This is a genomic window from Nocardia sp. bgisy134, assembly GCF_965341865.1.
In the GTDB taxonomy this organism is placed as follows: Bacteria; Actinomycetota; Actinomycetes; order Mycobacteriales; family Mycobacteriaceae; genus Nocardia.
Window position 1 is genome coordinate 42,953 of the sequence record NZ_CBDQZP010000025.1, and the last position, 13,475, is coordinate 56,427.

13 protein-coding genes and 1 pseudogene are annotated in these 13,475 nt (G+C 66.3%); 4 read left to right on the forward strand and 10 right to left on the reverse strand.

Annotated features, from left to right (window positions below; genetic code table 11):
• Positions 1–2: 2 nt before the first annotated feature.
• Genes ACRWNM_RS32510 through ACRWNM_RS32520 form a run of 3 tightly spaced genes read right to left on the reverse strand, consistent with a single transcriptional unit; the run spans position 3 to position 4,551 of the window.
• A complete protein-coding gene (locus ACRWNM_RS32510; RefSeq protein ID WP_431971979.1) occupies positions 3–1,715 on the reverse strand; it encodes an ABC transporter ATP-binding protein in 1,713 nt (570 codons plus the stop codon).
• Complete coding sequence (locus ACRWNM_RS32515) at positions 1,712–3,550, reverse strand: ABC transporter ATP-binding protein (RefSeq protein WP_431971980.1); 1,839 nt, start codon at positions 3,548–3,550, stop codon at positions 1,712–1,714. Before ACRWNM_RS32515 ends, ACRWNM_RS32510 begins: the two co-directional genes overlap by 4 nt.
• Positions 3,547–4,551, reverse strand: coding sequence for an alpha/beta hydrolase fold domain-containing protein (locus ACRWNM_RS32520; RefSeq protein ID WP_431971981.1), 1,005 nt, complete (start codon positions 4,549–4,551; stop codon positions 3,547–3,549). Before ACRWNM_RS32520 ends, ACRWNM_RS32515 begins: the two co-directional genes overlap by 4 nt.
• A gap of 63 nt (positions 4,552–4,614) precedes the next feature.
• On the opposite strand from ACRWNM_RS32520, the gene ACRWNM_RS32525 reads away from it, so the two are divergent.
• The 3 genes and pseudogenes from ACRWNM_RS32525 to ACRWNM_RS32535 all read left to right on the forward strand — a co-directional run bounded on the left by ACRWNM_RS32525 (position 4,615) and on the right by ACRWNM_RS32535 (position 6,562).
• Complete coding sequence (locus tag ACRWNM_RS32525) at positions 4,615–5,394, forward strand: helix-turn-helix domain-containing protein (protein WP_431971982.1); 780 nt, start codon at positions 4,615–4,617, stop codon at positions 5,392–5,394.
• Positions 5,395–5,687: 293 nt separating this feature from the next.
• Positions 5,688–5,905 (forward strand): annotated as a pseudogene (locus ACRWNM_RS32530) (ATP-binding protein); the annotation flags it as partial.
• Positions 5,906–6,109: 204 nt separating this feature from the next.
• Positions 6,110–6,562: a nitroreductase/quinone reductase family protein gene (locus ACRWNM_RS32535; protein WP_431971983.1), complete on the forward strand. Its 453-nt coding sequence runs from the start codon at positions 6,110–6,112 to the stop codon at positions 6,560–6,562.
• A 493-nt stretch (positions 6,563–7,055) separates the two neighbouring features.
• Here the strand turns inward: ACRWNM_RS32535 and ACRWNM_RS32540 are convergent, their stop codons facing one another.
• The 7 genes from ACRWNM_RS32540 to ACRWNM_RS32570 all read right to left on the reverse strand — a co-directional run bounded on the left by ACRWNM_RS32540 (position 7,056) and on the right by ACRWNM_RS32570 (position 12,602).
• Positions 7,056–7,928 carry a TIGR03621 family F420-dependent LLM class oxidoreductase gene (locus ACRWNM_RS32540; protein WP_431971984.1) on the reverse strand — a complete coding sequence of 291 codons (873 nt, stop codon included), beginning with the start codon at positions 7,926–7,928 and terminating at the stop codon, positions 7,056–7,058.
• 227 nt (positions 7,929–8,155) lie between these two features.
• Positions 8,156–9,082, reverse strand: a complete 927-nt coding sequence (locus tag ACRWNM_RS32545; RefSeq protein WP_431971985.1) for an alpha/beta hydrolase family protein — start codon at positions 9,080–9,082, stop codon at positions 8,156–8,158.
• Positions 9,083–9,111: 29 nt separating this feature from the next.
• Positions 9,112–9,465 (reverse strand): fumarate reductase subunit FrdD, encoded by a 354-nt coding sequence (gene frdD, locus ACRWNM_RS32550; RefSeq protein WP_431971986.1) that lies wholly within the window; start codon positions 9,463–9,465, stop codon positions 9,112–9,114.
• Complete coding sequence (locus ACRWNM_RS32555; RefSeq protein WP_431971987.1) at positions 9,462–9,854, reverse strand: fumarate reductase subunit C; 393 nt, start codon at positions 9,852–9,854, stop codon at positions 9,462–9,464. The genes frdD and ACRWNM_RS32555 overlap by 4 nt, the downstream gene beginning before the upstream one ends.
• Positions 9,851–10,594 carry a succinate dehydrogenase/fumarate reductase iron-sulfur subunit gene (locus ACRWNM_RS32560; protein ID WP_431971988.1) on the reverse strand — a complete coding sequence of 248 codons (744 nt, stop codon included), beginning with the start codon at positions 10,592–10,594 and terminating at the stop codon, positions 9,851–9,853. The genes ACRWNM_RS32555 and ACRWNM_RS32560 overlap by 4 nt, the downstream gene beginning before the upstream one ends.
• A gap of 5 nt (positions 10,595–10,599) precedes the next feature.
• A complete protein-coding gene (gene frdA, locus ACRWNM_RS32565) occupies positions 10,600–12,342 on the reverse strand; it encodes a fumarate reductase (quinol) flavoprotein subunit (RefSeq protein WP_431971989.1) in 1,743 nt (580 codons plus the stop codon).
• Positions 12,343–12,368: 26 nt separating this feature from the next.
• Complete coding sequence (locus ACRWNM_RS32570; RefSeq protein ID WP_431971990.1) at positions 12,369–12,602, reverse strand: hypothetical protein; 234 nt, start codon at positions 12,600–12,602, stop codon at positions 12,369–12,371.
• 323 nt (positions 12,603–12,925) lie between these two features.
• Here ACRWNM_RS32570 and ACRWNM_RS32575 point away from each other — a divergent pair, with 323 nt between their 5' ends.
• Positions 12,926–13,474, forward strand: coding sequence for a hypothetical protein (locus ACRWNM_RS32575; protein ID WP_431971991.1), 549 nt, complete (start codon positions 12,926–12,928; stop codon positions 13,472–13,474).
• Position 13,475 lies beyond the last annotated feature (1 nt).

Below are 13,475 nucleotides of genomic sequence, written 5' to 3' on the forward strand. Positions count from 1 at the left end.
CTCTAGCTCGCTGTCGGTGTCAGGGAGAGGTTCCACATATCGGCGTAGCGGCCACCGCGGCGCAGCAGCTCGTCGTGGCTGCCCGCTTCCACGACGCGGCCGCGGTCGACGAAGACGATGCGATCGGCTCGTCGCACGGTCCGCAACCGGTGCGCGACCATCACCACCGTCCGGCCCGCCATCAAGTGCTCGACACCCTGGTGGACGGCCGCCTCGTTCACCGGGTCCAATGCGGAGGTGATCTCGTCCAGCAGGACGATGGGCGCGTCCTTCAGCAGTGCCCGTGCGATCGAAACACGTTGTCGCTCACCGCCGGACAGCAATGCGCCACCCTCGCCGACTTTTGTCGCCCAACCGTCGGGTAGCCGCTCGATCACCTCGTCCAATCGCGCCGCGGTGGCTGCTGCCCGCACCTCGGCGTCACCGGCGTCGGGACGGCCGAGGCGCACGTTCTCCTCGATGGTTCCGTCGAAGAGATAGACGTCCTGGAAGACGATGGCGATCTGCGCCATCAACTCCTCGTCGCTGATCCCGCGCACGTCCACACCGCCGATGCGCACCGCTCCCGCGTCCGCGTCGTAGAACCGCGCGAGCAGTTGCAGCACTGTGCTTTTGCCCGCACCCGACGGACCGACGATGGCGAGCCGCTGTCCCTGCGGCACGGACAACGACACGTCGTCGATCACGACGCGACCGCCGTGCCGGAAGGTGACGCAGTCGAACTCGAGGTCGTGGCGTTCCGGCCGGATCGATTCGCGAGGTTCGGGCAGCGGCTCGGTGCGCAAGACCGCATCCAGTCTCGCCAGCACCGAACGCGCGCCGCGAAGTTTGCCGCCGATATCGGCCAGCGACAGTAGCGGATCGGCGCAGCGAGCGGCCAGCACCAGGATCGCCAAAACCTCTGCCGCGCCGGTATTCCCGCCGAGCGTAAGGTAGGCGCCGAGGGCCAGCAGCGCGCTGAACATCGCCTGCACCGTGAGGGTCAGGCCCACCACGCCGGGTAGTGCGGACACGGTCGAACGGCGGGACGCGCGCTCGAGCTCACGCAGCGAGTCGTCGAGCAACCGGAAGCGCTCCGTGGTCCGGCCACCGGCCCGTAGCACCGGCTGCGCTTGGAGATACTCGATGACCCGCCCGGTGGCCTCCTGTGCGCGTTCGGCGCTTTCGGCGTCGCTTGCGGCCGTCGACCGTCGCGTCCGGACTTGAACCGCCGCCACGAGCGGGACGGCGAGCACCGCGGCCAAGCCCATCTGCCAGTTGAAGGCCAGCATGACGACAACGATCGTCAGCGGAGTCACCGCGGCGGCGATGAACGGCGCCAGCAGATGCGCGATCACGCTCATCGCCTCCAGCACACCGCGACTGGCCAGGACGGACACTTCCCCGGTCCGGCTCGCGCTGTACCAGCCGAGGGGCAAGCGGGCCAGGTGATCGCCGAGCCGGTGATACATGCCGCGCAGCAGCGTGGTCCCGGCGCGGAAACCGGACAGGTCGCTGAGATAGCGCAGCACCGCGAAGACCGCGACCGCGACCCCGAACGCGATCAGCCAGGGCCGGGCCTCCGCGGGCGTGCTCCCGAACAGGGCCCGCAGCACCGGAACCAGCAGTGCGTAGGACAGACCCTCGGCGACGGCGGTCGTCGTCATCAGCGCCACGGTGCGGCGCACCGGACGGGCGTACTGGGGCCCCAGCACGCGCAGCAGCATTCGAATCATCGGTACTCGTCTCCTTGCAACGCACCGGAACGGGTTTCGACCTCGTCCGCGATCGCCGATCGATGGGATTGCCAGAACGCGGCGAACTTTCCGCCGCGTGCCACTAGTTCGGCGGGCCTGCCGCGCTCGACGATCGACCCGTTCTCCAGCACCACGACGGTGTCGGCGTCGGCAACCGTCTCGAGTCGATGGGCGATGACCAGGATCGTGCGATCAGCTGCCAGCGTCGAAAGGGCTTGGCGCACCGCCTGTTCGGTCTGCGGGTCGGCGAAGGCGGTCGCCTCGTCGAGCACGAGCACCGGAGTGTCGGCAAGCAGTGCTCGGGCGAGCGAAATCCGTTGTGCTTCACCACCGGACAGTCCGGCATCCGCACCGATCACCGAATCGTATCCGCGTGGCAGCTCGAGGATTCGATCGTGAATATTCGCCAGGCGGGCGGCGCGAACCACGTCGTCGAGGCCGGCATGCGGTACCGCCAGCGCGATATTGTCCGCGACCGACGCGCGCAGCAGTCGAACGTCCTGGAAGACGAAGGACACCATCCGGTAGAGCTCCCGGCTGCCGAGCTCGCGCAGATCGATGCCGCCCACGGCCACCGAACCGTGGGTCGGGTCGAAGAACCGCGGCAACAGCTGCACCAGCGTGGACTTGCCACTTCCCGAAGGACCCACGAGCGCGGTGACGGTGCCGGGCTCCAGCACCAGGTCGATTCCGCGCAGCACCTCGCGCCCTGTGTCGTAGCCGAATCGGACGCCACGCAGTTCCACCCGGTGACCCTCTGGTGTGCGCGGATGCTCGGGCTCCGGCAGCGACGGCACGGCCAGCACATCCCGGATCCGGTCGACCGCGCGCCGGGCGGCCTGCATCTCGTCGAAGCCGTGGCCCAGCGCCGCCACCGGAGCGGTCAGGCCGAGTCCCAGCAGCAGAAACGGGAGCAGATCCGTCGGGGCCAGCGAACCGTTCGTGATGAGAACCGCGCCACCGACCAGCACGATCAGCAGCACGAACGGCGGCGACAGCACCAGCTGCATCCCCGCGGCGATCGGGGCGAGACCGCGCACCCACCGGAAGAAGGTGCCGACGAAATCGTCCACGGCCGTGCGGAATGCGCGATGGGCGCGCCCGGACCCGCCGAACGCCTTGACCACCGCGATCCCCTGCACGAACTCGACGACCGAACTCGCGACCCGCCCCATCGCGACGTCGAACTCCTCCTGCTCACGAAGCCGGGTCGGGGTCATCATCAGCGGAACCAGCGCCACTGCCAGCACCACCGGAATCAGCGTGATCAGCGTCAGCCGCCAGTCGACGGTGAACAAGTAGATCAGCGACACCAGCGGCACCACGAAAGCCGAGACCAGCTCGCCAGGGGTGTGGGCGATGAACGGGTGCACGGCGCTCACATCGTCGCCCACCAACTGCGCCAGCTCACCCGTTCTGCGGCGGGAGAACCAGCCGATCGGTACACGCCCCAGCTGCGCGGCCAGTTGCCGACGTAACGACAGTTGCACCCGGCCGTCGAGTAGATGCCCGATCCCGGACGACGCGGCGGTGAACAGCAACCGGACGAACAAGCCGCCCGCGCCCGCGAACACGACAGTCCAGACATGGCCGTCATCGATGGGACCGGCCGACACCAGGGTTCGCCCCAATTCGACAACCGCCAGCAACGGGGCCAACCCCGCGACAGCGCCGATGACTTGCAGGATCACCACGGCGGCGAAGCTGCCCAGATAGGGGCGCAGGAGTCGGGAAATGCTCTGTCCAGCAGCGGAATCCGCCTCAGGGCGCAGCGGGGGCAGCACCCTCGCCTCGGCGATTTCGGTGGTAGTCATGGCCGCCGCGCCTTAGCCGTCCCCGTCGCCACACTGTCCGAGCGCTCCAGCAGGTGGCGGCGCAGAAAGGCGAGGATCTCGGCGCGGGCGGGCCGGGCCGCCGGGACCAGTCCGGGCATACTCAGGAAGGCGTGCACCGCTTCCGGATAGCGAGTCAGCGTCGCCTCGACTCCCGCGTGCCGCAACCGCTCGGCGTAGGCCGGTGCCTGATCTTCCAGCGGGTCGGTACCTACGGCTTGGACGAGGGTAGGGGCGAGTCCCGCGAGGTCGTCGCTGTGCACTGGTGAAATCGCACGAGGGTCGAAGGATTCGGGAAGCGCGATGCGTTGCACCGCACGGCAATTGGCCGGTGTCGCGGTTGGACTGTCCGCGTTCTCGGTGAACGAGGGGTATTCGAAGACGCGCTCGGTCCAATCCAGCTGCGGATTGATCAGCACTTGGGCGCGCACCGGCAGTCCCAGTTCGACCGCCCGGATCGCGGTGAGTGCCGCGAGCGTAGCTCCCGCGCTGGCGCCCAGCAGGGCGATCCGAGTGGGATCGGCTTCCCACCGCGCGGCCTCGTCGACGATGTGCGATACGGAGTCATAGGCGTCCTCCACGGGCGCGGGCACGGGGTGCTCGGGCGCCAGCCGATAGTCGACCGAGACGACCACGGCCGGACATTCGGCCGCGAGGTGACTGAGAAGCCAATCGTCCTGGTCCGGTGCGCCGAGAATCAATCCGCCGCCGTGGAACGCGACGATCAGCGGCAGCGCCGAGCCACCCTGCGCGGGCCGGTACACGCGCGCACTCAGCCGACGCCCTGGCAGGGGGAGAGTGTGTGTCGTGATCAGCGCGCCACGGTCGGGCCTGCCGGTGACGATTTTGCCCAGCGCGGACCGGCGCTTGCGGTGCTGCGCTTCACGCACCTCGATGACCTGGGCCGGGGTGATCGAATCCCAATCCGGTTCGGTCGAGAGCGCGGACAGAATCCGCACCCCCAGGGGAACTTTACCTCGCATGACTGTCTCCAGACTCCTCGTCGACCGCCGGGTTCCAGCGGCCGTACCGATACCCTGGCAAGCGTGACCATCGACGCGCTTTCGGAAATCTGCGGTCCGGCACGGACGCCGGTGGCGTGGGTGCGGCCCGGTCACGTCGGCTACATCGGGCCGGATCTCGGCGTCGACCCGCATTCCCCCTCGGTCGCGATGCTCAGCGTCGGCCTGGACGCGCCGCTCGTCCTGCACACCGCGCACGGGCCGAGACACACCGGCAGTTCATTCGCCCCCGCCCGCACGACGCAGCGCATCGTCGCCACCCGGGGATGGATTCTGGTGCTGTTCGTCGACCCTGCGGGTGCGCCCGCCACGGCTATCGCCGACGAGATGACCACTGCCGCAGGCCCTTTCGGCCTCAATCATCGCCGAGAGCGTGAGCTCGTCGAGCTGTGCCGTAGCCCCATCGTGGACCCGGACCGCATCTACGCCCGCGCCATCGCAGGCCCCGCACCCGTCACCGATCCACGCATCGAGCAGATCGCCGCCACCATCCGCAGCGACCCTGCCCGCCCCTTCCGCGCCGACCACATCGCCGCGAACCTGGGCCTGTCCACCACCCATTTCCTCCGCCTGTTCACCCAGCAGTGCGGCACCACATTCCGCGGCTATCAGCGGTGGAACCGCATGATCCACACCGTCCGCGGCGCCGTCGGCGGCCACGACCTCACCCGATCCGCCCTGGACGCCGGCTTCGCCACCCCTTCCCACTTCAGCGAAACCTTCCGCGACATGATCGGCCTGTCCGCCACCAAAATGCTGCGCGCCGGCATCCACTTCGATCTCGGAACCTCGCCCGCGCCATAGGATTCGCGATCTCCCGGCTGGCCACAACGCCCTGATGTGGTTGGAGCAGGTCCGGTTCGACGGACTGCGTTGGGAAACAATCAGCAGATCTCGCTGCGCACCAACGAGTATTCGGTCCCGGTCCGGTTCATCGACCGTCAGGTCCGGTCCTGCTGCGCGCCTCGGGACTGGTCGTCTACGACGGAAAGACCGAGATCGCCCGCGACGAACGGCTGCTGGCCAAAGGTGGATCCCGGCTGGAACTGGATCACTATCTGGAAGGGTCGCTGCGCAAACCCGGAGCCCTGCCCGGGGCAATCACCGAGCGCGAGGAGAAGAACAGTGTCGCCATCGCATCCAACGACAGCTACTCCGGATGGACGAAACCTTCACCGACCCGCGGCTCTGCGCGGCGATCATCGACAGGTTGACCTTCGGCGGGCACATCATCGAAACCGGCACCGACTCCTACCGGCTCGCCCATACGCGCGCTGGCAAAGCTGATCCCTCAGTGCCGCCGGTGATTCCGTGAACAGGATCCGACGCCATTGGAATACGAACCGCCACAAGCTCTCGAGCCGCAACAGGTAACAGTTGAGATCCGCGGAGCGACAGCATCGTCGGCGGGTGGAGCGGCATCACTGGATGATGCTGGCGACGTTGTTCGCGTTGGGTCTACCGATCAGCCGAGGTGAGCAGTCCAGACCAGGATGGTCTGGCGGGGAGGACAACAGTTATGGCGCAGGACACCGATGCATGGCTTCGCAAGGTCAAGAGGTTCAACAAGGTGATCATCTGGCTGCAGAAAATGGGGATCGCCCTTGGCCCTCACCACTTGATCACCACGACCGGACACCGCACCGGCCAGCCCCGGATCGCGGCGATCGGGGTGATTCCTATTGCGGGGCAACGCTACATTTTCCAGGCATACCCGAAGGCCGCGTGGGTCGCGAACGTTCGCGCAGCGCAGACTGTCACCCTCTCTCGCGGCCGCCGATCCTCGGTCGTGAAGTTGGTCGAGTTGCCCGTCGAGGAACGCCGGCCAATACTGCGTGACCACATCGCGAACAGTCATGCACGAGTCGGCAATCTGTTCGTCACGACCGGCTTGGTCGAGGATCCGACCCCACAGGCTGTTGCCGACGCCGCGGATCGGATCGCCGTATTCCGCATCGCGGCCCAGCCCTAGTTCGAACTCGACGGCGCTGGGCGCCAGAATCCGCACACGCACGTCACTGCGACACAAACAGCACCGTTCGGCCGACACGCTGGCCGAACGGTGTTCATTTTCGCGACCAGAATCCGACGCCAAGCCGTCCGACTGATTCCAGGTTTCACGACCAACCGGCACCACAATTCGGTTCTGGCCCACTTTCCGTGACGAAAGGTGTTGTGCCGCAGAACCCCAGATCTGGCGTCATCGTTGCGCGGCCGTGGGAAGCACGCGTTTTCGTAGCAGTGGAAGGCCAGCCCTGCCGAACATCTGCCTCTTGATCATTTTGATGTGATTGACCGGGCCCTCGACCGGACCGGAGTTCCAGCGCATGGTCAGACCGGCACCGTGCGCCGGTGTCGGAGCGAGGCGGGCGCAACCGGCCAACGCGCGCTATTCGAACCAGTGAGACCGTGATCCGGCTGGATGTCGTCCTGCTGGCGGCCCTGCTGCAACCGCTCGGGCCGGGCTACTTCAGTAGTTCGATGACCGGTGCGAATCTCTCCATAGCCGGTTCCTGCACAGTGAAATACGTGATTCCGTGGCGCTCGCGGAATTCGCGCACGTTTTCGGCGATCTGCCGAGGAGTGCCGATCATGACCGTGGGGGTGGCATCGATCTGGTCGTCGGTGAATCCGGGCAGAAACGCGCGCACCTGTTGGCCAAGGGTGTCGCGTTCGGACGGGGAGGCCACGCCCCAGATGGCGACGTTGATTTCCACCTGATCGCGACGCTCACCGAGCAAGCCGCGCACGTACTCGGCGCGTTCGGCGAGCGTGTCCGGGTCGGCGGCGGTCGGCAGCCCGGATTTCGCGGGCACGGCACCGGACAGACTCACCACATCGGCGTGCTGAGCGGCCATGCGCAGCAACCGTTTTCCCCATCCGGCGATCAGCACCGCCGGGCCTTCCGGACGCGTGGGCGCCGGCCGGTAGCCGGGGTCGGCGTAGAGCTTGCGCATGGTGAGCACAGTCTGCTCGACATGGTCGATGCGGGCGCCTGCGCCCGCGAACGGTATTGCGGCGGCGTCGAATTCGCCTTCTACGTATCCCGCGCCCAGCCCCAGCTCGACCCTGCCTCCACTGAACTGGTCGAGTGCGGCGATATCGCGAGCGAGCAGCACCGGATTGTAGAACGGCGTGTTCAACACGAAGGTGCCCAGCCGAATTCGCTCGGTAGCCTGCGCCGCCAGCAGTAACGTCGGCAACGGAGCCAGCACACCGAGGTGATCGGGCACCGCGAGTACGTCGTAACCGAGCATCTCCGCACGGCGAGCTTGACTTACCCACTTCGAAGGCGAATTCGGGAACGCAATGTTGACCCCGAAGCGAAAACCAACCATGTTTCGTTTCTACCACCACCCGCGCAGTCGACACTGCACCAGCGTCTCGTCGGCAGCGGACCCGGACCACTCGGCAAGGCGGACACCACGACGCACTGCCATGCCGCTGGGCGCTCGTTGGTCGACTGTCCGAAATCTGGCTCGGATCGATTGGGTGGCAAGGACCTTCGCTCGCAGCCATGGGGTTGCGGCGGGTACTCGCACGGGGGCCGCGGCTCCAGACCTGATCACGGAAAGTGGGCCAGAACCCAAAATTCCACGACCAAAGCCACCTGCTGATCGCAGAAGGACATCTGCTCGGTCCCCGAGACTCGAAGCGGCAGTTTCAGCCCGGTGTTGGCCGTCCAATACGGCTCCCAGCCGGGTTGGCCGTACCAGGGCGAGGACTCACTGGCGAGCAACAGCAGGGGCCGGTCTGTCCCCTCGACAGCGACCGAGCCCAGGACGGGGCCGTCCAGGTTCACGCCCGCACTGATGCGGGAGTCATCATGCAGGGCTTGGATTGTGGTCGAACCGCCTAGCGAGTGGCCGAACATCCCGACCCGCGACAGGTCCATGCTCTCTGCCAGACGGGCCGGCAGGACGCGACCGTCTCGAGTTGTGGGCGCGGCGAGTCGATCCAGCACGAACCGGGTGTCGGCCACGCGTGTCGGCAGGAGGAGATCCCGCAGAACCTCCTGGGGTGAATCCAGCGGAACCACCGTGTTCTCGACCCTGCCGTCGGGGAATTCGACGGCGAAGGCTTCGTGTGTGTGATTGAGTGCGACCACGATATAGCCGTGGCTGGCCAGATCTTCGGTCTGGGCGGTACTCCAGCCGGTGGTGTCGCCCATGCCGGGTGAATTCAACAGGACCGGAAAACGACCGCCGTCTGTGCGGGCGGGTTGATCCCGGTAGCTGTGGCTCGGCGCGAGTTCCCAATGCTCGGAAACACCGAGACTGGTGAGATAGGTGTGCTGGGCCTGCCTGCCACCGTGCGGCATCCAGGGATCGACGGGCACCCCGGTCGCCATATCGGCCGGATACCAGATCTGCACCATCAACTCGCGTCGGCGACTGGTGTCCCACGGGTCGACGCGGCTCGGGTCGACCCTGTGCAGGTCGGTGACTCCGACCGGATATGGGCCGGTCGGGGCCGGAATCGAGAGTGTCACTCAGCATCGCCTAGCGCCACTGCGGTCGTTCAGACGCGCAGCAGGAGGTAAGCGGCGGTTCCCGAGCCGATGACGGCGGCTCCGTAGCAGACCAGGATGATCAATGTACTGAACTGCTCGAGCCGCAAGCCGTGCTGCAGCGCGTACCGGAAGCGGTGTGCCCAATGGAACAGAGCCAGCGCACAGAGTCCGAAAAGGACCAGCCGGGTGACAGGATGACGCAACACCGAGAGCAGGTGTGCGTGGTCCGGCACAGAAAGCCAGTCCAACGGGAAGGCGAGGCCGAACAGAAACAGCAGCACCGGTATGAGCAGCGCGGCGGCCATCCCACCGACGCCGAACAGTATCCACGCGAACGGTTCCAGGGATCTCTTGTTCGTCATCGCAGCACCACCACCAGCACGAGCGCCGTCAGCAGACCCCACAACAAATAGTGCAGTCCGACGATCACGACCGGTGCGACGCGCCGGTTCCGTACCCGCACCGCCATCGCTTTGGGCGCGAGGTCGAACCAGGTGACCGTGTGCAGCAGCACGAACAGCAGGGCGACCGTGTTCAGTGCAACGACCCACCAGTTGGCGCTCCAGCTCAGAAACCGTTGGTATTCCTCGCTTCCGGAACTGACCGCATGGATCAGAAGCAGGAAATACACCACGAACCAGGCGACGAACACGCTGCTGAGTTCGCGCAGGGCGAAGAACAGGTATGAGCGGCGTCGCGCCCACCAGAAGGTGGAGACCGGCTTTCGGTACAACTGGGGTGTCGTGGTCATCGTGCCCGCCAAGGCATGAGGAGATCTCGGAGCGATTGGGTGGCCGCCGTCAGCTTGTAGCGCTGGATCGCACCGGCCGGGTCGACCCCCTTGGGGCAGGCGGTGGTGCACTCGCCGACGAACGTGCAGGACCATACGCCCTCGGCGGAGGCGAGCACGTCCCGCCGATCCTCGGCTCCTTCGTCGCGCGAGTCGAGGTTGTAGCGCTGGCCCAGCGCGATCGCCGCCGGACCGATGAACTCGGGCTCGAGCGCGAAGACGGGACAGGCCGAGTAGCAGAGCATGCAATTGATGCACATGCTGAATTGCTTGTAATCGTCCATTTCGGACGGTGTTTGCAAATACTCGCCGTCATCGAGTGGCCGGTGTTCCTCCCTGATCAGCCATGGCTTGACCGCGGTCAGCTTGTGCATGAAGTCGCTGATCTCTACGACGAGATCCCGGATCACCGGGAAGTTGCGCAGTGGCTCGACCCGCACCGGCCCCGGTGCGTAGTCGGTCAGGAAAGTGGCGCAGCTCAGTTGTGGGTCGCCGTTGACGGTCATGCCGCAGCTGCCGCAGATGCCCATCCGGCACGACCACCGATACGACACGGTTCCGTCGAGATAGTCCTTGATGTAGTTGAGGCCGTCGAGCACCGTCCATTCCTTGCGCAGCGGAACCTCGTACGACTGCGGTACCGGTTCGTCATCTCGATCCGGTCGGTAGCGTGCGACCTGCAGGGTTATCCGGTCCGCCATCGCCATCACCTCCCATATACGCGTTCGCCCGGAGGCCAGCGAGTAATCGTCACCGGGAGGTACGAGACGCGGCTCGAACCGTCCGGCTGCCGATGGATCATCGAATGGGCCAGGAACCGCTCGTCGTTCCTGGCGGGGAAATCGGTCCGCTGGTGCGCGCCCCGGGATTCCTCCCGTGCCAGCGCGCAGGCGATGATGCATTCCGCCACGTCGAGCATGCACGAGAGTTCCAGCACCGCAACCAGTTCGGTGTTGAACGCCCGGCTGTGGTCATCGAGGCAAGCCCTGCCGAACCGATCGCGAAGCTCGCGCACCTTGTCGGCTCCCTTGGCGAGGGAGTCGCCGTCCCGGTAGATCCCGGCACTGGTCTCCAGCGTCTCTTGCATTTCGGTGCGGATATGCGCGATGCGTTCGGATCCCTCGGTATGTCGCGTGAGATCCCGTTCCAGCCGGTCCTGTTCGGCGCGGCCGAGCGCGAGAACCGCCTGCGTCTCGCGGGCAGTGGCCGAGCTCGCGTACTCGGCGGCGGCGCGACCGGCTCGCGCACCGAAGACCAGCAACTCGGGCAAGGAGTTCGACCCGAGCCGGTTCGCGCCGTTGATACTGACGCAGGCGACCTCGCCGACGGCGTACAGGCCCTCCAGCGGTGTCGCGCCGTGGATGTCGGTATGAATACCGCCCATCATGTAGTGGACTACGGGACGTACCGGGATCAGCTCCCGTACCGGGTCGATGTTCTGGTACTTCGTGCACAGCTCGCGTACGAACGGCAGTTTCGTGTCGATGAGATCCGCACCGAGGTGGCGTATGTCGAGATGGACGACGTGCCCGTACGGTGTGCCGATGGTCCGGCCCTTGTCGAATTCGTGCACGAAGGCCTGCGAAAGCCGGTCGCGTGGCCCGAGTTCCATACTTCGCATCACCGGCTTCGGTGAGGGGGTCCCGAGGTCGTAATCCTGCAGGTAGCGATAACCGTCCTTGTTGAGCAGCCAGCCGCCCTCCGCGCGCGCTGCCTCGGTGATCAGGATGCCCGTGAACGGGAGGCCGGTCGGGTGGTACTGAACGAACTCCATGTCCTTGAGCGGCGCGCCTGCCCGGTACGCCAACGCCATTCCGTCGCCGGTGTTGATATTGGCGTTGGTGGTGAACGGATACACCCGGCCGCAGCCGCCGGTGCACACGATGACTGCGCTGGCGAGAATGGTTTCGACACGGCCGGTGGCGAGTTCGATGGCAACGACGCCGCGTACCCTGCCGTCGTCGACGAGCAAGGTTGTGGCGAACCACTCGTCGTACCTGACGATGTCCCGATACGACAGTGCGGTCTGGAACAGGGTGTGCAGCAAGTGGAAGCCGGTCTTGTCGGCTGCGAACCACGTGCGGTTGTTGGTCATACCGCCGAACGCCCGTACCGCGATGTGCCCGTCCGGCCGACGGCTCCATGGGCAGCCCCAATGCTCCAGTTGGAGCAGCTCCCGCGGCGCCTCCTCGACGAAGGCCTCGACGGCGTCTTGGTCACAGAGCCAATCGCTGCCGGAGACCGTGTCGTAGGCGTGCTCGTCGAGGCTGTCGCCTGGACCGGCGACAGCGGCAGCCCCACCTTCAGCGGAGACGGTGTGGCTGCGCATCGGGTAGACCTTGGAGACGATCGCGATACTCAGGCGCGGGTTGTGTTCCGCGATGGCGATGGCCGCACGCAGGCCCGCGCCGCCCCCGCCAACGATCACGACATCGTGAGAAGCGGTCATGGTGGCACCACCCGGGCGTCGTCGGTTCAGGCCTCGAAGTCGGCGCTGTGCTCGTCCATCAGGACCTTGCCGTCATGGCGGACCGTTTTGATCCGAACGCTGCCGTCGTGGTATTCGTGCCGAATCCGGCGGCAGCCGCAGTCGTAACGCAGATCGTCGATCACCAGGCCCGCTTCGTCGTCTTCGCGGTGGCGAGCCCCGCCCCGCTGTTTCCCGCATGGGGCGCGTTCGGTGCTGAACTGCTCGGTGATGCTGAGCACGTCCACCTCCCGGCTAACCGGTGGCACACCTTACTGATCGGTGTAAGACACCTAAGCGTACGCGCCTTGCGCCGAGGCCGCAGGAGGCGTTCTGGGTCTCGCGAAGGTGCTCACCTGCGACGATGCGTTGTCGACGAACCGATTCGGGTTCCGGCCCCATCTGCTCGACGTGACAATTTCGCGACCATTTCGTAATGTATCGGTGATCATCTTCCCGACAGTAGCCGGTAACCGACATCATGCCTGGTCAACATCGAAAACAGACCGCAGCCTGGAAGCGCACCGCCCTGGCTGTGTGTGGCGCTGTGGCGACTGTCGCCGTCGTGCTGTGGGTGGCGATCCGACTGAGCCCGGCCGCCCAGCCCGCCGCCTCGGTCGATTCGCCGCCGTCGTCCGCCGCCGCAACCCCGGTCCCGACCGCTGTGCCACCGCCAGCTCAGATAGCGGCGGCGGCGGTCGCCGCCGAGCCGCCACTCCCGTCGGAAAAGACGGCCCAACAGCACCCGCCCTCCCTCCCGTGCTCGACGGAACTCGCCGGCGCGCAACCGCATGTGGCCCAGGTGGGCAACCTGCTCAAGAAGACGTTCGGCCTCACCGATATCGGCGGCGCCATCGGCCGGGGCGACGGCGACCACGGCGCCGGGCTGGCGCTCGATTTGATGACATCCGATTCCGCCCGCGGCGACGCGATCGCCGAATTCGTGCTGGCCAACAAACAGCGCTTCGGTGTGACCTATGTGATCTGGCGGCAGCGGTACAACGACGGCAACGGTTGGTCGTATATGGAAAACCGCGGCAGCCCGACCGCCAATCACTATGACCATGTGCATGTGTCGTTCGCTCAGGCTGCCCATGTGGACGTGACTTGCTGAT

Bases quoted from the DNA above. Each gene is read 5' to 3' on its own strand.
- ACRWNM_RS32510 (WP_431971979.1), bottom strand. From the start codon at position 1,715: ATGATTCGAATGCTGCTGCGCGTGCTGGGGCCCCAGTACGCCCGTCCG.
- ACRWNM_RS32515 (WP_431971980.1), bottom strand. From the start codon at position 3,550: ATGACTACCACCGAAATCGCCGAGGCGAGGGTGCTGCCCCCGCTGCGC.
- ACRWNM_RS32520 (WP_431971981.1), bottom strand. From the start codon at position 4,551: ATGCGAGGTAAAGTTCCCCTGGGGGTGCGGATTCTGTCCGCGCTCTCG.
- ACRWNM_RS32535 (WP_431971983.1), top strand. From the start codon at position 6,110: ATGGCGCAGGACACCGATGCATGGCTTCGCAAGGTCAAGAGGTTCAAC.
- ACRWNM_RS32540 (WP_431971984.1), bottom strand. From the start codon at position 7,928: ATGGTTGGTTTTCGCTTCGGGGTCAACATTGCGTTCCCGAATTCGCCT.
- frdD (WP_431971986.1), bottom strand. From the start codon at position 9,465: ATGACGAACAAGAGATCCCTGGAACCGTTCGCGTGGATACTGTTCGGC.
- ACRWNM_RS32555 (WP_431971987.1), bottom strand. From the start codon at position 9,854: ATGACCACGACACCCCAGTTGTACCGAAAGCCGGTCTCCACCTTCTGG.
- ACRWNM_RS32560 (WP_431971988.1), bottom strand. From the start codon at position 10,594: ATGGCGGACCGGATAACCCTGCAGGTCGCACGCTACCGACCGGATCGA.
- frdA (WP_431971989.1), bottom strand. From the start codon at position 12,342: ATGACCGCTTCTCACGATGTCGTGATCGTTGGCGGGGGCGGCGCGGGC.